Origin of the sequence: Glutamicibacter uratoxydans (genome assembly GCF_006539925.1) — a bacterium.
Lineage (GTDB): Bacteria > Actinomycetota > Actinomycetes > Actinomycetales > Micrococcaceae > Glutamicibacter > Glutamicibacter uratoxydans.
This window is the reverse complement of sequence record NZ_BJNY01000020.1, coordinates 17728-36350: the sequence shown is the minus strand read 5'-3', so window position 1 is coordinate 36350 and position 18623 is coordinate 17728. Positions and strand designations below refer to the sequence as shown.

The 18623-nt window shown below is 61.3% G+C and carries 15 protein-coding genes; 6 read left to right on the top strand and 9 right to left on the bottom strand.

Translation table 11 applies throughout. The features are described 5' to 3' along the window. Positions 1 to 123: 123 nt before the first annotated feature. Positions 124 to 1437 (bottom strand): APC family permease, encoded by a 1314-nt coding sequence (locus AUR04nite_RS15040; protein WP_246055555.1) that lies wholly within the window; start codon positions 1435 to 1437, stop codon positions 124 to 126. A gap of 487 nt (positions 1438 to 1924) precedes the next feature. Here AUR04nite_RS15040 and AUR04nite_RS15035 point away from each other — a divergent pair, with 487 nt between their 5' ends. Both AUR04nite_RS15035 and AUR04nite_RS15030 read left to right on the top strand, forming a co-directional pair. After that, on the top strand, positions 1925 to 3223 hold the full coding sequence (locus AUR04nite_RS15035) for an MFS transporter (protein WP_141366590.1): 1299 nt from the start codon (positions 1925 to 1927) through the stop codon (positions 3221 to 3223). Between the two features lie 105 nt (positions 3224 to 3328). Further along, on the top strand, positions 3329 to 4141 hold the full coding sequence (locus AUR04nite_RS15030; RefSeq protein ID WP_170184232.1) for a polysaccharide deacetylase family protein: 813 nt from the start codon (positions 3329 to 3331) through the stop codon (positions 4139 to 4141). Here AUR04nite_RS15030 and AUR04nite_RS15025 read toward each other — a convergent pair. After that, positions 4138 to 4569, bottom strand: coding sequence for an SRPBCC family protein (locus AUR04nite_RS15025; RefSeq protein ID WP_170184231.1), 432 nt, complete (start codon positions 4567 to 4569; stop codon positions 4138 to 4140). The genes AUR04nite_RS15030 and AUR04nite_RS15025 overlap by 4 nt on opposite strands. A gap of 115 nt (positions 4570 to 4684) precedes the next feature. After that, positions 4685 to 5053 carry a hypothetical protein gene (locus AUR04nite_RS15020; protein ID WP_141366584.1) on the bottom strand — a complete coding sequence of 123 codons (369 nt, stop codon included), beginning with the start codon at positions 5051 to 5053 and terminating at the stop codon, positions 4685 to 4687. Positions 5054 to 5390: 337 nt separating this feature from the next. On the opposite strand from AUR04nite_RS15020, the gene AUR04nite_RS15015 reads away from it, so the two are divergent. The 3 genes from AUR04nite_RS15015 (at position 5391) to AUR04nite_RS15005 (ending at position 9133) form a co-directional block, all read left to right on the top strand. Continuing rightward, positions 5391 to 6734, top strand: coding sequence for an amidohydrolase family protein (locus tag AUR04nite_RS15015; RefSeq protein WP_141366582.1), 1344 nt, complete (start codon positions 5391 to 5393; stop codon positions 6732 to 6734). Positions 6735 to 7041: 307 nt separating this feature from the next. Next, positions 7042 to 8469, top strand: coding sequence for an MFS transporter (locus AUR04nite_RS15010; protein WP_246055554.1), 1428 nt, complete (start codon positions 7042 to 7044; stop codon positions 8467 to 8469). Beyond that, on the top strand, positions 8459 to 9133 hold the full coding sequence (locus AUR04nite_RS15005) for an aspartate/glutamate racemase family protein (RefSeq protein WP_141366580.1): 675 nt from the start codon (positions 8459 to 8461) through the stop codon (positions 9131 to 9133). The genes AUR04nite_RS15010 and AUR04nite_RS15005 overlap by 11 nt, the downstream gene beginning before the upstream one ends. 42 nt (positions 9134 to 9175) lie before the next feature. Here AUR04nite_RS15005 and AUR04nite_RS15000 read toward each other — a convergent pair whose 3' ends face one another. Both AUR04nite_RS15000 and AUR04nite_RS14995 read right to left on the bottom strand, forming a co-directional pair. Continuing rightward, positions 9176 to 10795, bottom strand: coding sequence for a tetratricopeptide repeat protein (locus AUR04nite_RS15000; RefSeq protein ID WP_141366578.1), 1620 nt, complete (start codon positions 10793 to 10795; stop codon positions 9176 to 9178). Between the two features lie 10 nt (positions 10796 to 10805). Further along, on the bottom strand, positions 10806 to 12074 hold the full coding sequence (locus AUR04nite_RS14995) for an AAA family ATPase (RefSeq protein ID WP_141366576.1): 1269 nt from the start codon (positions 12072 to 12074) through the stop codon (positions 10806 to 10808). A gap of 181 nt (positions 12075 to 12255) precedes the next feature. Here AUR04nite_RS14995 and AUR04nite_RS14990 point away from each other — a divergent pair, with 181 nt between their 5' ends. Next, on the top strand, positions 12256 to 13770 hold the full coding sequence (locus AUR04nite_RS14990) for a sodium:solute symporter (protein WP_141366575.1): 1515 nt from the start codon (positions 12256 to 12258) through the stop codon (positions 13768 to 13770). Between the two features lie 126 nt (positions 13771 to 13896). Here AUR04nite_RS14990 and AUR04nite_RS14985 read toward each other — a convergent pair whose 3' ends face one another. The 4 genes from AUR04nite_RS14985 to AUR04nite_RS14970 all read right to left on the bottom strand — a co-directional run bounded on the left by AUR04nite_RS14985 (position 13897) and on the right by AUR04nite_RS14970 (position 18494). Further along, the gene (locus AUR04nite_RS14985) at positions 13897 to 14958 is read right to left on the bottom strand and encodes an ankyrin repeat domain-containing protein (protein ID WP_141366572.1); all 1062 of its coding nucleotides are present in this window, start codon (positions 14956 to 14958) and stop codon (positions 13897 to 13899) included. Positions 14959 to 15079: 121 nt separating this feature from the next. Then, complete coding sequence (locus AUR04nite_RS14980; RefSeq protein WP_141366570.1) at positions 15080 to 16369, bottom strand: adenylosuccinate synthase; 1290 nt, start codon at positions 16367 to 16369, stop codon at positions 15080 to 15082. A 233-nt stretch (positions 16370 to 16602) separates the two neighbouring features. Then, positions 16603 to 17469: an AraC family transcriptional regulator gene (locus AUR04nite_RS14975; protein WP_141366568.1), complete on the bottom strand. Its 867-nt coding sequence runs from the start codon at positions 17467 to 17469 to the stop codon at positions 16603 to 16605. A gap of 86 nt (positions 17470 to 17555) precedes the next feature. Continuing rightward, positions 17556 to 18494: a ketopantoate reductase family protein gene (locus AUR04nite_RS14970; RefSeq protein ID WP_170184230.1), complete on the bottom strand. Its 939-nt coding sequence runs from the start codon at positions 18492 to 18494 to the stop codon at positions 17556 to 17558. Positions 18495 to 18623 lie beyond the last annotated feature (129 nt).

Below are 18623 nucleotides of genomic sequence, written 5' to 3'. Positions count from 1 at the left end.
CAAAGTCGCGGAGGGGCCGGCAACCGCCGCCTCGACCGCGCTGAACCCAGCAAATTACTTGAACTGAAGTACGCTTTGCCGTTTCATCTTTTGACGACTCGGCAAAGCGTACTTTTCCGAAGATTAGATCAGGCTAGTTTCTAGACGCTGTTCGGCAGCCGGGGCAGGTTCATCATCCAATGCCAGATGCACCTGGGCGCCGCTGCGCTTGCGCACCACCAGAACGATGACGCCCACTGCCAACCAGGCCAGCCCCAAAGCAAAGCTTAAGAGCGAAAGCTGAGTCCAGAGCCAGGCCACAAACGCAAAGCCAATCAACGGCATGACCAGGTTCCGCAAGGTTCCCATGCCGCCGCGAAGCTTCCTGTCCACATACAGGCTCTTGACGGCACTAAGATTCACCATGGCAAAGGCAATCAACGCGCCGAAGTTGATCATGTACACTGCCTGGTCCAGCGTCAGGAACAGCGCAGTAATACACAGCAGCGTCACCAGCCCTGCGGCCACATACGGAGTCTTGAATCGAGGGTGCAGTGTTGCCAGCGCCTTGGGCATCAACCCGTCACGCCCCATGGCGAACAGCACGCGGCTGACGCTCATCTGGGCGGCGGTTCCGCATAGGATGAGTCCCAGGACATTGACCACCACGAAGACCACCATCAGGGTGTCTCCACCGGCCTTCTGCATAAGTTCGGTGCCGGCTGCATCGACGTTCTGAATCTGTGTCCAGTCAGGCATGATCAGGCTTCCGGCTAGGGAGAACAAGAAGTAGCACAGCCCCGCGCCTAGTGTTGCAAGAATGACTCCTCGCGGAATATTCTTTTGCGGCTCCTTCGTTTCCTCGGCCAGAGTAGAGACGCCGTCAAAGCCCAAGAAAGCAAATGCGACCACGGCCGCTGCTGCAAAAATCGGTCCAAAGCCAGCGTCGGAGGGTAGTGCCGGTTGCAGGACCGTGTGCAGATCGACAGCAGGTGCATTCAGCACTGCGAGTGTCACGAACGTGATGACCACAAGAATTGATGCGGCCGCGACAAAAGCATTCATGCGCCCGACCCAGGCGACGCCGATTACGCTGAAGATGGCAACAAGCACCATGCAGCCGAGCGTGCCAGCCCACACGGGGATGCCGGCAAACAGGCTGTTCACGTACAGCCCGCAGAGCATGAAGTTCACCATCGGCATGAACAGATAGTCCAACAGCATGGCCCAGCCTGTCAGGAAACCAATCGACGGACCAAAGCCCCGTGCGGTGTAGGCGTAGGCCGAGCCCGTTACCGGAACATAGCGCGCCATTCGTCCGTAGCTGTGCGCAGTGAACAGCATCGCAATGATCGCCACCAAGTATGCGGCGGGCAAATGGCCGTTGCTGAGTTTTGTCCCAGATCCATAGACCGCGACAACGGACAGCAGGCCCATCGAGGTCATCCCATAGATCACCAACGCGCCTAGCCCTAGGCTCCTTTTGAAAGTGACGGTACTCGTCGTGGCAGTCATTCCACGTCTCCGCTCAGTAAATGAATGGCAGTAATTTATGTCACTTAAGAGTAGGTGTGTCGCACGACATGATCAAGTGTTTGTATTCCATTTTTTCGCAGAATCGCGGCGTACAACCCTCAAAACTCCTGTACTTTCAGCGCTAGAAGCTCCGCTGTGATCAAAAATAAATATTTATGCAATATTTGGTAGACCAAAATTGCTAGTTGTTACCGCCTTCTTTTCACCTACTCGGCACCCGAGCTCGCCTACCAGTGGCGCCCTGGCTTCGTCGGCGCACAAGGTACCTCGCCACTATCGAAAGTACCCGCTTCCACCCGACGCTGAGCAATCGCACCCACTTCGAACAATTAGTGATTGACTTTCGCCAATCGCTCGGTGCATGATTACTTCTGGGACACTACAACGGCTGATACAACAGGGGGCATTCGTGAGCGTTCTGCCTTCTTCGGTCACCAGGCTTATCCAGCCTTTCGCACACCGCGACTACGCGCTGCTGGTCAGCGCTATGATCACCTCCACCTTTGCTTCAGGCATGTGGGCCGTTGCCATGGTGTACCAGGTGCGCAGGCTCGGCGGCGGTCCGATGGATCTTTCAGTCGTCGCCACCGCCAACAGCATCGGCCTGCTGGCGTTCGTGCTGCTCGGCGGCATCCTGGCAGACCGCTATTCCAGCCGGAAGATCGTCATTCTGGTCGAGACGCTGTTCTTCATCGCCATGACAACGACGGCAGCCTTGGCCCTCACCGGCTCCCTGCAGCTTTGGCATCTGATGATCACCGGTTTCCTCGCAGGGGCCGGCGGAGCGTTCTTCTACCCCGCCTACTCGGCGTTGCTGCCCAGAATGCTTCCTGCCGACCAGCTGCTGGCGGCCAATGGCATGGAGGGAACGGTCCGCCCGGTAGTGCAGACCGCGCTGGGGCCGATGCTTGCCGGATTCGTCGTGGCGGCACTTTCCCCCGCCCACGCGATTACCGCGATCGCCGCCTGCCACTTGGCCGCGCTGGCCATTCTTCGCTTCATCCGCCCCAGCAAGGAGTACGACGCTCCTGCGCCCGAAGGCGGCGAAGCCCGCCCGAGCGTGGTTCGCCAGCTGCGCGAAGGAATCGGATACACCATGCGCACCAGCTGGCTGCGTTGGACGCTGCTCTTCTCCATCATCTCGGTCTTCACCTTCATCGGCCCCTTCGAGGTGCTGCTGCCATTCATCGTCAGCGACCAGCTGCACGGGGATGCCAAGCTGTTTGGCTATGCGCTGGCATTCTTCGGCGCCGGCTCGGCCATCGGTTCACTGCTGATCGCATCTTCGAAGTTTCCGCGGCGCTACCTGAGCCTGATGACCGCCTGCTGGTGCTTCGGCACGCTGCCTTTGGCGCTGGTCGGCTATGTGGATGCCGCATGGATGCTCTTCGCAATCCTGCTGGCTTTCGGCATCACCGACGCTGTGGGCATGGTCATTTGGGGCACGCTGCTCCAGCGGCGGGTTCCCAAACATCTGTTGGGCCGCATCTCAAGCCTGGATTTCTTCGTCTCCCTGGCTTTGATGCCGGTTTCCATGGCGGTAGCCGGGCCGCTGAGCCAGGTGATGAGCCTGCAGGCGATTTTTGTCATCGCCGGCGTCGTCTCCCCGGTCTTCGGGCTGTTGGCATGGTGGGCAGGCAAGTTCGCCAAGGATGAGCTGGCCAATCCGCTGGATAGCCCGGTCCAAATTGATTCAGCCAGCACGTGATAACGGATGGTGCATGCTGTGCATTCGCCATCCGTTATCCGAATGACACCTAATTCCTGCGTGGCGAATTCCATCTGCGGTTGAATGTCGCGAGAAAGTGGAGAAATGAGGTCTTTGTCCACCATTCTTTCCGGTGCCGTCGCCTGCGCAGTGGGCCTGTCCCTATTAACCGGCTGCTCGTCTTCGACTCCCGACCCAGCAGGGGACGCAGCACCTGCCGAAACCACGCAGAGCGCCCCGGACTGCACGGTGGAGAAATGTGTTGCGCTGACCTTTGACGACGGGCCCGGCAAGTTCACCAACAAGCTGCTCGACGAGCTGGCCCAGGCGCATGCTCCGGCAACATTCTTCATGGTTGGACAGAATGTATCCAAATACCCAGATGCTGTTAAGCGCATGGTTGCCGAGGGACACGAGCTGGGCAGCCACACGTGGGACCACGCTGACATCACGAAGCTGACCAAGGAAAAGATCGAGCACGAAGTCCAATGGACCGAACAGGCCATCGAAAAAGCCTCGGGGGAAAAGCCAACCGTGCTGCGCCCTCCCTACGGCAGCCACGGCGTGGTCTATGACCGGCTGATCCCCTACCCTCTTGTGCTGTGGGATGTCGACACCCTGGACTGGAAATACCTCAACGCGCAAAAGACGGTTGAGACGGCTATGAAGGAGGTCAAGCCGGGATCCATCATCCTCATGCACGACATCCACGAAACTTCGGTTCAGGCCGTGCCGGATCTTGTTTCCAAGCTCACCGAGGCCGGCTACAAGCTGGTCACGGTGCAGCAGCTGTTCAATGACGCCGACTTTGAAGCAGGCAAGGCCTATATGGAAGGCCCACATCCTGCTGGCACTTCCACCTCCGGCCAATCCACCGATCAAGAGCCGAGCGACGGCGCCCAGTCCCCTACTTCCTAGGGCGCCAGCTGCGCATACGCTTTAAGCCTGTCCAGAATCTCAGACTCGTCGGCACTGACTGCTTGGGCCAGCTCTTCGCACTCCTCAACACTCAAATCAGGGTTGATGATCGAAACCTGAAGCACGACGTTGCACTGCCCTGCATCGTCCAGCAGGTCGTAGCGATAGGACAACCCATCGGGATTTTGCGAGGTGTGCAGCACCAGCAGCTTGTTTTCAATCAGCTCATGAACTTCATAACGGCGTTCATGTCCGCCAATTCGATACACCAGGCTCGTACCTGCCCGCAGCTGCGGGTCGTCGGCACGCATTGATTCAACGCCCGGCATCCACAGCGGGGCCGCACTCCAATCGGTCAGCAATTCCCACACGCGGTGCACCGGCAGATGGATGGTCTCGGTGCTTTCGAAAACACTGAATTGGCTCATACCGAGCATCGTCTCACTACGGAATCGGCTTGCCAAGAGACCGATTAAACAAATTGCCAGCGCGGACAGGGACAGAACCCAATCCACGCTGGCCGCGGAGCCAATCGACCCCTGTTTACCAGTCTTCGTCTTCGTCAGCTTCCGAAATACCCAGTTCCGGTTCCTGTTCGCGGTCGAAGTTGTACCAGGCCTCGGTGAAGTCCGCCATGGAATCCAAGGAATCCTGTGCATCGGAGTCCAGCACTTCCAGCGCGTCCGGGCTGTTGAGAATTGCGGTGACAGCCGAGAAGGGATGGCGCTCAAAGTAGTCGGTCGGCGAAGACTCTGCGTTGAAGGTCAGATCTTCGCTCTGGGAAAAGAGATCAATGTACTGCTCCACCGCGTCGGGCAAGCGGCTCAGGTTAATGCCGGTCAGGGACTCATTGTAGATTTCTGCAGTAGCATCGGCCCACTGCTCAATGAGTTCCTCACTCATCTGTGCCATCTGATTTCCACCTCGTGTTTTTGGGGTTTTACTGCTCTCGGAATTCGGTAGCAATTCATGTTAAACCCCATGGGGCCATGTGCCAAGATTCAAGCCATCTGGTCCAAAAGATGAAAGGCTCCCCGTCCCCAGTTCAGCGCCCAGCTCACTGTCTCCGCGACGTATCCAGCAGGAGCCCACGAGCGCAATTTGATCAACCAAACCGCCTGAACCAAAGGCGTATCAGCAAAAAACAATGAAAATCATTGAAATATTTGGTATTCCATATGTGTCTTTTGTGGGATGAACCGGGTAACCTAGAGCACATCATCCGATCATCGAAAGGTGCGCAACCCCCATGTGCGAACACGATCACATTGTAGGCCCCACCCCCGCGAAGCAGCTTGAGCGCCGCCATGTTCTGGCAGGAGCAGCGGCGCTGGCCGGTCTTGGCATGGCCAGCTTCCTCCCAGCCTCGGCAGTAGCGGCCCCGCCAGCAGCAACCCCTTCAGCACTGCCGCTGGCCAAGCCCGGAACCAGCAGCCAGGTGCAGCCAATCATCATCGATGGCGGCAGCATTATCGATCCGGAAACCGGCCGCGTCATTGAGGACGCAGTCGTGGTGCTCGCCCAGGGCAAGGTCAAGGCCATGGGAACCCGGGACGAGACCCGCAAGGCTGTGCGCGAGGTCGGCTCGAAAGCCGTCGTAATCAACGCCCATGGCAAGTTCGTGCTGCCAGGCCTGGTCGATGCCCACGTCCACGCCCAGTCCTTCGAAGACACCAAGCTAATCCTCAGCCACGGCGCCACCACCGTGCGCAGCGGTTCCTCCAGCTTCTACCAGGACATCGCCCTGGCCCGAGTGCCGCAGTACGCTCCGGGCCTGAGCCCGCGCATGCATGCGGCAGGCCTCTTCGTCTCCCCTGATCAGGGCGACTCGATTCTGGCAGACCCTGATTTGGCGCCGCTGGCAGCCAAGCGCAACCAGCTCACCGACCCGAAGGACCTTGCGCACCTGACCCGCGTGAACATTGCCCGCGGAGCAACCGTCATCAAGACCCGCGCCAACCCGCGCGCCGGCATTCCGGAGCAGGACCCGCTGGAGCTGGTCTACAACCAGGAGCAGCTCTCCGCCGTGGTCCATGCAGCCAAGGGCGCCGGGGTGCTGTGCCACAGCTACAGCGCCAAGGGCATCGCCGGAGCAGTAGCGGCAGGGGTTCGAAGCATTGAGCATGGCGTATTCCTCGATGAGAAGACCATGGTGCGCATGGCAAAGCAGGGCACCTACTTCACCCCGACACTCTTCGGCATCGCAGGCATGAAGGATTCGAGCAACCCGGTTCTCGCAGAACGCGGCAGGGAATACGGGCCAATTCTGGCCGAGGCGGCCCGCGCAGCCAACGAGCTGGGCGTGACTGTCATCGGTGGCACCGACTCCTTCGGCACCGATGTCACCCCAATCGGCGATGAGGCCAACGCGCTGGCCGAGGCCGGCTTGAGCAAGCTGAAGGCATTGCAGTCGATCACCACAGCCCCAGCCAAGCTGCTGGGCGTAGCCAAGCACGGCGTGGGCCGGCTGGCAGTGCGCGGCGTCGCCGACGTGGTGGTGCTGGAGCGCAACCCGCTGGAGACCTCGAAGGCGCTCACCGAGGTCAAGGTGGTGATCGCCCAGGGCGCAGTAGTGCGCAACGATCTCGCGTAATCAACCGAATCAATACTCGATGGCCACCTGGAGCGCACGGCATTTCAGGTGGCCATCGCGCATTTCAGATCACCAGCCACCAGTCAAGCAAAGCTTGGTATGCAATATAAGCCCAAGCCCAGATCGCGTCTCAGCAACACATATCTAGTCTTTGACCTGCGCTTTTACAAAAATTCGCCACTTTGGGATCCCGTTGACAACCCTAGAGGGGATTTGTAGCCTATTTCACATTATCTTGGAGGTTTATTTCCGGGATACGAAATTTTCCTCCATTGGTTACTCGCATCTTCGAGAAGGAAGCACCCTCATGTCATCCCCATCCCCGGAGACGGCGGCCAAACAGACCGGACTGCGTCCGCTGGCCGAACAGATCGAATCCACCTATGAGCGCATTGGCGTTACGGGTGCACACAAGCAGGTAGTCTTCATGATCCTGCTCGGCGTCTTCTTCGATGCCCTGGAGCAAAACGCGGTGGGCATCACCGGCCCGGTCCTGCGCGAGTCATGGGGCCTGGACGCCTCGGGCATCGGCTTCCTGAACACCATGACCTTTACTGCGACGGCGTTAGGCCGCATCGCCACGGGCTTGATCGTCGACCGATTCGGCCGGCGCAATATGCTCACCGTCAATTTGATCATCTTCGCTGTCGGCTCGCTGATCTGCGCCTTTGCTCCGTCTTACGCGGTGCTGGCCGCGGGCCGCTTCATCGTCGGCTTCGGGCTGGGCGGCGAAATCGCAGTGGCAGTAATTATGATGGCCGAGTTCTTCTCGGCTAAGCACCGAGGCACGGCAGTAGGGCTGATCAACGTCACCGCCGCTGGGCTGGGCAATATGCTCGCACCTGCGTTCGGCATCCTCGTCTTCACCCTTTTCGACGGCCCGGACAAGTGGCGCTGGCTCTTTGGCCTGCTGTTCCTGCCAGCCCTGCTGGTCATGTGGTTCCGCCGCTACGTCCCAGAAACTCCACGCTATCTGGCCGCCACCGGACAAATCGACAAGTGCAATGAAGTGCTCAATCGACTGGCAACCGGCAAGCTTGCAGGCGCGGTCCCAGCCAATGAGCAGTACATTATCGGTGCAGAACAGACCCAGGCTGCTACAGGTTCTGCCGGCGGAACCTGGAAGCAGATCTTCACCAAGAAGCTGCTGCCGCGCACAATCATGCTGGTTATCGCCGTGGGCATGTCCTATGCAGCCCAGATCTCAATGCTGACCCTGATGCCGATGATTCTGGTATCCCTTGGCTACGCAGTGAATACCTCGCTGTGGTTCACGCTGCTGATGCAGACCGGCTCACTGCTTGGCGCATTGACCGCTTCGGTCGTGGCCAACCGCTTCCCGCGCAAGCTCGTGCTGACTCTTGCTTCGGTCTTGGGCTGCGGTTCAGGCCTTGCCATCGCCTTCATGGGCAGCAACATCATCTTCGTGCTGATTTTCGGAGTGGTCTTCAACTACTCGATCATCGTGCTGAATACCACCATCTGGCTGTTCGCCCCGGAGCAGTATCCAACGCGCGTGCGCGGCTTCGGCACGTCGATTATCCTTGCCGCCGGTTCCCTGTCCGGCGGGCTGTTCCCGCTCATTGCAGGTGCTGTTTTCGATGCCGGAGGCATCGCGGCGATGTTCTCCGTCATGGCAGGACTATTCGTGGTCCTTGCGATCAGCATCCGTTTTGTCCCTGAAACTTTTGGAAAACCACTGCAGGAAGATGACAATGCAATCTATGGACACTGACTCCCGTACGCTGACCGTGGTGCTGGTCAATCCCAACACGAATAGCGCTACGACCGAAATGATGACGCAACTGGCGCAGCACAGCGCCGGCAGATCGGGCATCACCGTCGAAGCGGCCACCGTGGACTACGGACCGAGCATGATCATCGAGCCGGACGCATTGGCGCAATCGGCGGATGCGGTAATCCAGTGCATAGCCCAACGAGTCGATGCAGGTCCGCTGGACGCGGTCATCGTCTCCGCCATCGGGGATCCCGGACGCGACGAGCTGGAAGCGAGCTTGGATATCCCCGTGGTGGGCATCGGGCAGGCGGCGATCCTTGAGGCAAGCGCCGGGGGCAGGCCCTTCGCCATGGCCACCACCACCCACGAGCTGGCGGATTCACTGCGCGGCCTGGTGCACCACTATGGCTGCGGGGAAAATTTCACCGGAGTTTTCCTGACCCGCAGTGCTCCGCTGGAGCTTGCATCGAATCCCGATGCCCAGGAAATCGAGCTGCGTGAAGCCGTGGAAGCTGCTGTCGCGGCCGGCGCGCAGGCGGTGATCATCGCTGGCGGGCCATTAAGCGAAACCGCCCGGCGGTTGAGGCAAACCACGTCTGCCGTGATCGTTGAACCGATCCCCGCCGCAATGGCCCGGGTCGAAGAACTGCTGAACCGCTAGAAGCCAAGACGCGGCGCCTCGATACGATCGAGGCGTCGCGTCCTATTGGTCCAGCGGCACGGGCTGGATTGTCGGGAAGTCCGGCACTTCGAAGCTCGGCGCCACCGGAGTATGGGTGCGCAGGTTGTTGCGCAGGTCATTCAGCTCTTTCTCATTGAGCTGGTCGGCAGGCTCGGCAGGCTTCGAACTCTCAAAAAGGGATGCTCCCCCGATCATCACGCTCAGTGACAGCCCGGCCGCTATGGTGCCCAGCAGCAGGTGGATGCCGATGTAGTAGAGCCCCGAGATATTTCCACGCAGCAGGGCCGACCCGCGGCGCCTTGCCGACGTGCTGATGGCCATTCCGTAGGCGAAGGCATTATTGCTCAGCCCCAGCTTGAACAGCGCCCAGGTCAATCCGCCGACAACGACAAACATTCCCATGGCGATAGCGCCCAGCGGCACCGCGGCAAACCTGTTCTGCCCAGGAACGCACAGCGCAAAATACACCAGCAGCACCACCATGGACAGCAGCCGCTTCCAGAAGCCTTCGGCAAAGCTTCCGCTGAGCTTCAGCCAAAGCCGTCGCACCGCCTCAGGATCCCTCTGGCCGTGCGGAACTCCCGCCTTTTCCCGATACACCAACACCGCCGCGGCCTGGGCGGCCGCCACAGCGCACAGCAGCAGCACGGCTCCCAGCACGTCAGCGATGCCGAAGCATCCAAGCCCGGCACCGAGGATTCCCAGGACCAGGCTCGCGCCGTAGAGGTACCAGGCCGGACGCAGCAGGCGGTGCCTGCCGCCGATGTCCTTGAGATAGCCGGCAGGCAGTGAGTGCGCCGCGCGCTTGAAGGAGCGCACATTCCACAGGGCAAACAGCCCGGTGCTCAGGAGAACCACTGCCAGCCCCATAAGCGACTGCGAGATTCCCCTTGCGCCGGCAAGGCTCGGGACTATCGCCAGGGCGGGAAGAAAGAGCCAGAACCGTTGGGCGTAGATCCCCTGTTTCTCTACGAAAGCTTCAGCAAAGTCCTCATGCAGGGACTCGTTCATCGGGTTGCTGGAGAGCAGGCCGCGCAGTACTTTAGATTTTTCCCCGGTGATCCGTTCTGCGTTGTCGATGGATCCGGCGGCCCGCAGCAGGCCCTCGTCATGCGGGGCAATTTTCAGGCCCTCATGCAGGTAGTTCAGCGCCGCCCTGTTGTCCCCGGCAATTTCGGCGGCGATGGCGGCGCCCTGGAAGAACAGCGGATTCTCGGGTTCCAGCTTCAGCGCATGTTCGGCGGCCTGCCGGGCAAGCACCCGCTCGTCCTTGCTCTGGATGGAGCCGACCAGGATCATCGCATACCAGTAGTGCCCGCGGGCATACTCAGGCAGCAGGTTGACCAGCCTGATGATCGCATCCAGCGCCTCGGCGCGGCGCTTCAGGGAGTTCAGCGAGATGGCAAGGAACTCAAGCCCCGAAGGGTGCTCGGGTTCCAGGGCAAGGGCCGCCTGCGCGGTGGACATCGCACCGGCGTAGTCCTGGGTGTTCAGCTGGCAGGCGCTGTACAGGGCCCAGTAGTCGGGGCTGCCCTGGTGCTCGGACAGGTTGTCCCTGAGCAATTCCAGCGCCTGGGATTCCCTGTTGGCGGCCAGCAGGTATTCCACCCGGGAACGGAGGTCGTCGAGTTCCATCTGCATGTCTTGTTGCCTAGAGCATCTTCCGCGAGCTGAGGTACTGGGCTAGATCGTCATAGCGTCCGTTCTCATTGCTGAAGCGCACGACGTTGCGCGCCGATTCAAGCCACGGCAGGGTGGACGGCTTCACGTCCTTCAACGCCTGTTGGACGTGTTCCATGCCTACCGGAATCACCTCGTTGGCAGCGATGGACTGCATCATCGCCTTTTCCGCGGCGGTGGTGCTCAAATGCTCTAGATCCGCTCCAGAGAAGCCCTCGGTGCGTTCGATGATCCAGCCTAGGTCGATCCCTGCGATGGGCCGGCGCTCAAGATGGTGGCGCAGGATCGACTCGCGGGCCTCAGCATCCGGCGGGGTGACCAGCACCGAGCGGTCAAGGCGGCCCGGGCGCAGTAACGCTTCGTCCAGATCCCACGGGTGGTTGGTGGCGGCCAGGATGTACAGGCCGTCGTTGTTGGAGGTCAGCGAGTCCATTTCCATTAGCAGCTGGTTGACCATCTGGCGCAGCCAGGAGGCGGATCCGCTCAGCGAGCCGCGGCGCAGGCCCACCGCGTCAACCTCGTCGAAGAACAGCACGGTCGGCGCGTTCTCGCGGGCCTTGTCGAAGACTGCCTTGAGATTCTTTTCAGTGTTGCCGATATATGAGTCGAGGATGTCGGTCATGGTCACCGCCATGAAGTTCGCCTGCAGCTCGCCTGCTACCGCGCGGGCGACGAAGGTCTTGCCGCATCCGGGAGGACCGTAGAGCAGCAGCCCGCCGCGCAGCGACTTGCCGAAGGCCTTGGCAATGGCGGCATTGCGCATGGGCGCCAGGAAGGATTCGGTCAGCCGGTCCTTGACGTTCTGCAGGCCGCCGACATCCGCCAGGGTGATCGGCTCGCCGGCAGGTTCAACCGGCGGCTCGATGGCCGCGCTCTCCTCGCCCATTTCTATGCGCTGCTCGACGAAGGGAGCAGGGATCGGGTCGGAGAACTGCGCGTCTCCCGCCTGCCAGTCGTAGTCTTCCTTGGCAGGCTCCTGCTGCTGTTCCTGCGGGGCCTGAACTGGCGCCTGGGCAGGAACCTGTACCGGCCCGCCGATCAGCGCCGAGGTCACTTCGGCGAGCAAGCCCAGGGCTGCGGCATTGCCGGGATCCTGCTGGATGACCGTGTTGATGTGGGCTAACGCTTCTGGATGGCGTTGGGCTCCGGCCAGCAGCTGGGCAAGATGCAGTCGCAGCGCCGCGTCCTCGGGAGCGGCCTGCACAGCCCGGATCAGGCTTTCGATCAGCACGTCATTCATTTCCACAACCTTTTTCGTCCCCACAGGGCTATATTTTTAGCACCCGATGAAAGTTTAGATGTCCCGGTAGACACTATGCGGACATTGAATTAAAAGATGTTGACCAGATCACTGCCACCCAATATTCTGTGAGAAAACTAATGTTTACCATTAGGCATCATTCGCTTAGTTAGGCATCCGCATGGATTACATCAATGGGCTCATCGTCGCGCTCTATCTCGCGGCCATGCTGGCCTTTGGCTGGTGGGGCAAATCCCGCACCAAAAACAGCAGCGACTACCTGGTCGCAGGCCGCCGCCTCGGCCCCTTCCTCTACACCGGCACTATGGCCGCCGTCGTTCTGGGCGGCGCCTCCACGGTGGGCGGCGTGGGACTTGGCTACAAATGGGGCATCTCCGGCATGTGGCTCGTGGTGGCCATCGGCGCCGGCGTCATTCTGCTGTCGTTGGCCTTCGCCCCGACCCTGCAGAAGCTCAAGGTCTTCACCGTCTCCCAGATGCTGTCCCTGCGCTACGGCAGCCAGGCGGCAACCAATACCTCCGGCATCGTCATGCTCGCCTACACCTTGATGCTCTGCGCCACCTCCACCAGCGCCTACGCCACGATCTTCGTGGTGCTCTTCGGCTGGGAGAAGTGGGTAGCCATCGCCGTGGGCGGCGCGATCGTGATCATCTACTCCACCATCGGCGGCATGTGGTCGATTACCCTGGCGGACCAGGTGCAGTTCGTCATCAAGACCATCGGCATCTTCGCGCTGATGCTGCCGTTCTCGCTGAACGCGGCCGGCGGCATGGACGGCATCCGCCAGCGCATCGGCGACGAGTTCTTCGACATCACCGGGATCGGCGTGCAGTCGATCATCACCTATTTCGTGGTCTACACCCTGGGCCTGCTGATCGGCCAGGACATCTGGCAGCGCGTGTTCACCGCTAAGACCCCCAAGGTGGCCCGCTGGGGCGGCACCACCGCAGGCATTTACTGCGTGCTCTACGGCGCCGCCGGCGCAATCATCGGCATGGCCGCCCGCGTGGCGCTGCCGAACATCGCCGGTGCCGAAGCGAACAAGGACGTGGTCTACGCGGAGGTCGCCACCCAGCTGCTGCCAGTGGCCGTGGGCGGCCTGGTGATGGCCGCCGCCGTGGCGGCGATGATGTCCACCGCATCCGGCGCGCTGATCGCGGCGGCCACCGTGGCGCGCACCGACGTCACCCCGTTCGTCGCCAGCTGGTTCGGCAAGAACATCGTCGTGAACTCCAACGAGAATCCCGAGCACGACGTGCGGGCGAACCGCATCTGGGTGCTGGTCCTGGGGCTGGTCACCGTGACCCTTGCGATCCTGGTGGACGACGTGGTCGCGGCGCTGACCATCGCCTATGACATCCTGGTCGGCGGCCTGCTGGTGGCGATCATCGGCGGCCTTTTGTGGAAGCGCGGCAATGGGCACGGCGCGACTGCCTCCATGGCGGTGGGCACCATCGTCACCCTGGGCACCATGATCGTTTTGGAGATCCAGGCGGAGAACAAGTTCGACGGCGTCTACGCCAACGAGCCGATCTACTTCGGCCTGATCGCCTCCGCGGTGACCTTCATCCTGGTCTCCGTCTTCTCCAAGGCCACCGATTCAGCAGTGCTCCAGCACTGGAACCTGCGCGTCTCGGGCAAGTCGCAGGAAGAAGGCGTGAGCATCGAGAACTGATGCTCGAAAGATTTCTGGGCTTCCCTGGGTTCGCACCCTTTCCCACCCGCGCGCTTCAGGGCCCAGATCACCATTGCGGCCGGTGCCGCTGATTCAAGAAATCAGCTGCACCGGCCGCTGCGGCATCTACCTGCGGTAGGACACCGGGCCCAGTTCAAGAGGCTCGGGGTTCAAGCCCACCCATGCCACCACCAGCTCGCTGAGCTGGTAGATCTGCCCGCTGTCTGCAGTGCCCGAGCGCAGGGACTTGGCCAGCTCCTGCACCGCTGCAAGATCAGGCTCTGGCAGGGCTTGGCCACGGGACAGCAGGCCAGGCAGCGAGGCGAGCATGGCCTTGAAGTCCTTGTCCCAGTTGATCCCGCCGTTGCCCAGAATCTCGTCGGCGATGCGTCCGGAAATGCGGATGGCTTCTCCCTGCGTGGTGCTCCCGGATCCTGAAGCTGGAACCAACAGCTCCCAGAGCTGCTCGTGGCGCTTCTGCCAGGTTGCCCCGTCAACCACAATCGGCGAGCGCCCGTCGTAGGCGATGCGCGGCGCAGCCGGTGCCACGTCAAACAGCTCGTAGAGGCGGCGCAGTCCCGCATCAACGTCAGCCACAAAGTCAGGGTTGAAGTTCTCCCGGTGCCGCTCAAACTCCTTGCCGATCCGCTCCACCTCGCCCTGCAGCTGGGCGGTGACAGGTTCGCCAAGTTCCAGCAGCAGCTCCGCGATCCGCGCAGCGGCGGGAATCTGCGCGTTGCGGGTCCGGCCCAGCGCAAAAAGCAGCGGCGTCTGGCCAAAGCTTGAAGTCAGCGCAAGCCTGTCAGCACCTGCATCGATCAGAATCTGCGCGGCGTCAACATGGCCTCCTTCGGCCGCCGCGTGCAGCGGCGTGACGCCTCCTGCTCTGCGGGCATTGACATCTGCGCCCAGAGAAATGAGCAGCGGCAGCTGCTGCGTGCGGCCCATGCTGGCCCGCTCCCACAGCGCTGTGCCGCCGTAGTTATCCGCAGCATCAACGTCCAACCCCTGCTCCACCAGCCAGCTGATCAGCTCATCCGGGCAGTCCAGAAATCCCAAAGCGGTGCATTTGCTGTATACGCCGTAGGCATCAAGCTGGCACTTGTCGAAGACTGCCTTGAGCTCTTCCAATGAAGAGGAAGTGAGCATTTCTTCAAAGTTCTTGGGCAGGGTTTTGCGTTTGGCCATGGCAGAAATGCTACCGGAGCGCTGTTTGCGTTGAGTCCCAAGATTGTCCAATAACGACAAAACCGACGGCCGCCGAACCAATTCAGGTTCGGCAGCCGTCGGCTTACTGCTGTCAGGAGACCTAGTCGTTGATCAGGTCGTAGCGCACGATGGTCTGGTCGCGGTCCGGACCCACGCCGATGGCGGAGATGCGGGTGCCGCTGATCTTCTCCAGGGCCAGGATGTAGTTGCGGGCGTTCTCCGGCAGATCCTCAAGGGTCTTGGCGCCGGAGATGTCCTCGGTCCAGCCATCGAAGTACTCGAAGATCGGCTTCGCGTGGTGGAAGTCGGTCTGGGTCATCGGCATTTCGTCGTGGCGTACCCCGTCCACGTCGTAGGCCACGCAGACCGGGATCTTCTCGATGTTGGTCAGCACGTCCAGCTTGGTGACGAAGTAGTCGGTGAAGCCGTTCACGCGCGAGGCGTGGCGCGCCAGCACCGCGTCGTACCAGCCGCAGCGGCGCGGACGGCCGGTGTTCACGCCGAATTCGCCGCCGGTCTTCTGCAGGTATTCGCCCATCTCATCGAAGAGCTCGGTCGGAAATGGGCCGGCGCCCACGCGGGTGGTGTAGGCCTTGATGATGCCAATGGAGCGGGTGATGCGGGTCGGGCCGATGCCCGAGCCCACGCTGGCGCCGCCGGCAGTGGGGTTCGAGGAGGTCACGAACGGGTAGGTGCCGTGGTCCACGTCCAGGAAGGTGGCCTGGCCGCCCTCCATGAGCACCACCTTGTCCTCGTCCAGTGCCTTGTTCAGTTCATAGGTGGAGTCGATGACCAGCGGGCGCAAGCGCTCGGCGTAGGACAGGAAGTACTGCACGATGTCCTCGACGATGACGCTGCGGCGGTTGTAGACCTTGACCAGCAGTTCGTTCTTCTGGCGCAGCGCGCCTTCGACCTTCTGGCGCAGGATGGATTCGTCGAAGACGTCCTGCACGCGGATGCCCAGGCGGCCGATCTTGTCCATGTAGGCCGGACCGATGCCGCGGCCGGTGGTGCCGATGGCGCGCTTGCCCAGGAAGCGTTCGGTGACCTTGTCCATGGTCTGGTGGTACGGGGCCACCAGGTGGGCGTTGGCGGAGACGCGCAGGCGCGAGGTGTCCGCGCCGCGGGATTCCAGGCCGTCGATCTCATCGAAGAGGGCTTCAAGGTTCACCACGCAGCCATTGCCGATAATCGGGGTTGCGTTCGGGGAAAGAATGCCGGCAGGCAGGAGCTTGAGCTCGTACTTTTCGCCGTTGACGACCACTGTATGCCCGGCGTTGTTGCCGCCGTTTGGCTTGACTACGTAGTCGACCTTGCCACCGAGCAGGTCGGTGGCCTTTCCCTTACCTTCATCGCCCCACTGGGCTCCGACGATCACGATTGCTGGCATGGGATCCTCCCCCTTGCATAAAAAGCAGCGGTTGCGGCGTGCTTCGCGCCGGCCCGGCACGGTACCGGGCAAAAAATATGCCCCAATCCTGCGCAGCGCAAGAGTTAGGGGCTCTTACGACCAAAGTTTACCGAAATGGTTGGCGAATCTCGAGCTCATGACGGTGCGCCGGGCACGGACGGCGGCTGCCGGAGAGCAAAACTGCCAGGCTCTCCGGCTCGTCTGCTCGCTGTTCAGGCCCGCTCCACCGGCAGCCACAGTTCAATGCTTGCGGTGCTGAAATCTTCGGCGCGCTCCAGTACTGCAACGATGGAGGGGCCTTGGCGCAGCAGCCAGGGGTTCGAGGGGAACCACTGGCTCGCAGACTGGGCATAGGCTTCCTGCAGCGCAGCAGGATAGGGGCCGGAAACGCTGAAGACCACCCAGCTTCCCGCCTGGACTTCGATGACGTCCAGGTCTTGCGGAACCTCGCTGGAGGGCTCCACCGCCACGCCGTGCAGGTAGGTCAACTCGCTGCCTTCGGCATAGTCGGGATCTACATCCGCGCTGACCTGCAGCAGCCCCGGCGGAGTGGTCTGCGAGAGTTCCTTGAGGCGAAGGTGCTCGCTGATCGGCAGCGAGGCAATATGCGCCTGAATGTGCGGGTTGACCCCGTAGTGGATCAGCGGCACCCGGGCCGCATGACCGATGAGCTTGAAATCTTCCTTGTCAACAATGCGTGCGTCCATAACGACATCTCCTTCGACTTTCAGGCTGAGCCTGAGTTTTGCCTGCATTCGAAGGGGGCCTCCATGGCTGCGCACCTGGGCCAGGGTGGCTCCGTGCACCGAGCGGAAAGCCCGGCCGAACGCTTCGGTGGACCCGTAGCCATAGCGGACAGCAATATCTAGCAGCGATTCTGCCCCGATGACATCGGACGCCGCGGCGCTCATCCGCCGGCGGCGGATGTACTCGGAAAGCGGCATCCCGGTCAGCGAGGAGAACATCCGGCGCAAGTGGTACTCGGTGGTTCCCTGCGCCGCTGCCAGCCGTGCAACATCCAGCTCACCGCGCAGCCCGGCTTCTACCGCTTCCAGCACCCGGTTCAGTTCTGCAATCATGTCTGCTCCCTTCACCTACTAGTCTGCTTCGCTCAAGCCATTGGCCGCCCGATAATTCCTGTCCGAAATAATCGGCTGCTTCGAGCCTAGCTGGCCTGCACCAGCGCCGCGCCGTCGCGCAGCTTCAGCGCACGGTATATGGTGTCGTGGATCGGCACCTGAACACCGTATTCGGCTGCGATGCGCACTACTGCGCCGCTCTGCTCCTCAATTTCAGAGAGCCGGCCGGCGGCCAGATCCCGCTGCATCGAGGCGGTGCTGGCAGGTTCAAATGCGTCGAACTGCCCCATCATGGAGTCGATGTCTGCTTCGCCCAACGGCGCGCCGGCGGCGGTGGCAAGCGCCGCCACCTCAGCCATGGCGTCGCGCACGAGCGAACGGCTGAGCTCGTTGCTTCGGGTGCGTCCGACAGGCTCCCCCGACAGTGCGCCGACGCCGCCATAGGAGGTGATTAGCATGAACTTTCGCCAGATATCGGTCTGGATATGCGGCGACAGGATCGTCTTGACCCGTGCTTCCTCCAGGGCCACCTGCAAATCCAGAACGCGCTTGGTTGCGGTGCCGTCCAGCTCTCCCAGGGTGATCGCCGGCTGCCCGCCCACATGATGCACCACTCCCGGTTCCACCAGGTAGGAGATGATCATGCAGACTCCGCCCAGGGCATGGCCGGGGCCGACGGCATCGGCGATCTGCTGAACTGCGGTAACTCCATTTTGCAGCGGAAGCACCGCAGTCTGCGGCCCAATCAGGGCTGCGGCTGATTCCATGACGTGGCGCACCTGGCCCGCCTTGCTAGCGACAATGACCGCTTCGCACTGGCCGATTTCCGCGGCGTCGGCGGTGATGCCTGCGGGATGGATGGTGAAGCCGGAGATGCCGTCGGCGGTGGTGACCTGCAGGCCCTTGGTGCGGATTGGTTCAACATGCCGCGGGGTAGAAAGGATGTGCACTTCGTTGCCTGCTCGCGCCAAAACAGCCGCAAAATATGCGCCGACTCCGCCTGCGCCTACAACGCCAATCTTCATGGTCAACCTCATTCTGTCGAGTCGGCGCCGCGCAAATGTGCGGGCCCCGGTGGCATGTGAAAGTTTCTTAGCACCTTCTACGAAAGCAGAAAGTTTCAAATAGTGAAAGATAAAGTTCACGATATGAGA

What these genes read in the sequence shown, in the direction of transcription:
- AUR04nite_RS15030 (WP_170184232.1), top strand. Translation starts at nt 3,329, where the DNA reads ATGAGGTCTTTGTCCACCATTCTTTCCGGTGCCGTCGCCTGCGCAGTG.
- AUR04nite_RS15025 (WP_170184231.1), bottom strand. Translation starts at nt 4,569, where the DNA reads ATGAGCCAATTCAGTGTTTTCGAAAGCACCGAGACCATCCATCTGCCG.
- AUR04nite_RS15020 (WP_141366584.1), bottom strand. Translation starts at nt 5,053, where the DNA reads ATGGCACAGATGAGTGAGGAACTCATTGAGCAGTGGGCCGATGCTACT.
- AUR04nite_RS15015 (WP_141366582.1), top strand. Translation starts at nt 5,391, where the DNA reads ATGTGCGAACACGATCACATTGTAGGCCCCACCCCCGCGAAGCAGCTT.
- AUR04nite_RS15010 (WP_246055554.1), top strand. Translation starts at nt 7,042, where the DNA reads ATGTCATCCCCATCCCCGGAGACGGCGGCCAAACAGACCGGACTGCGT.
- AUR04nite_RS15005 (WP_141366580.1), top strand. Translation starts at nt 8,459, where the DNA reads ATGGACACTGACTCCCGTACGCTGACCGTGGTGCTGGTCAATCCCAAC.
- AUR04nite_RS15000 (WP_141366578.1), bottom strand. Translation starts at nt 10,795, where the DNA reads ATGCAGATGGAACTCGACGACCTCCGTTCCCGGGTGGAATACCTGCTG.
- AUR04nite_RS14995 (WP_141366576.1), bottom strand. Translation starts at nt 12,074, where the DNA reads ATGAATGACGTGCTGATCGAAAGCCTGATCCGGGCTGTGCAGGCCGCT.
- AUR04nite_RS14990 (WP_141366575.1), top strand. Translation starts at nt 12,256, where the DNA reads ATGGATTACATCAATGGGCTCATCGTCGCGCTCTATCTCGCGGCCATG.
- AUR04nite_RS14985 (WP_141366572.1), bottom strand. Translation starts at nt 14,958, where the DNA reads ATGGCCAAACGCAAAACCCTGCCCAAGAACTTTGAAGAAATGCTCACT.
- AUR04nite_RS14980 (WP_141366570.1), bottom strand. Translation starts at nt 16,369, where the DNA reads ATGCCAGCAATCGTGATCGTCGGAGCCCAGTGGGGCGATGAAGGTAAG.
- AUR04nite_RS14975 (WP_141366568.1), bottom strand. Translation starts at nt 17,469, where the DNA reads ATGATTGCAGAACTGAACCGGGTGCTGGAAGCGGTAGAAGCCGGGCTG.
- AUR04nite_RS14970 (WP_170184230.1), bottom strand. Translation starts at nt 18,494, where the DNA reads ATGAAGATTGGCGTTGTAGGCGCAGGCGGAGTCGGCGCATATTTTGCG.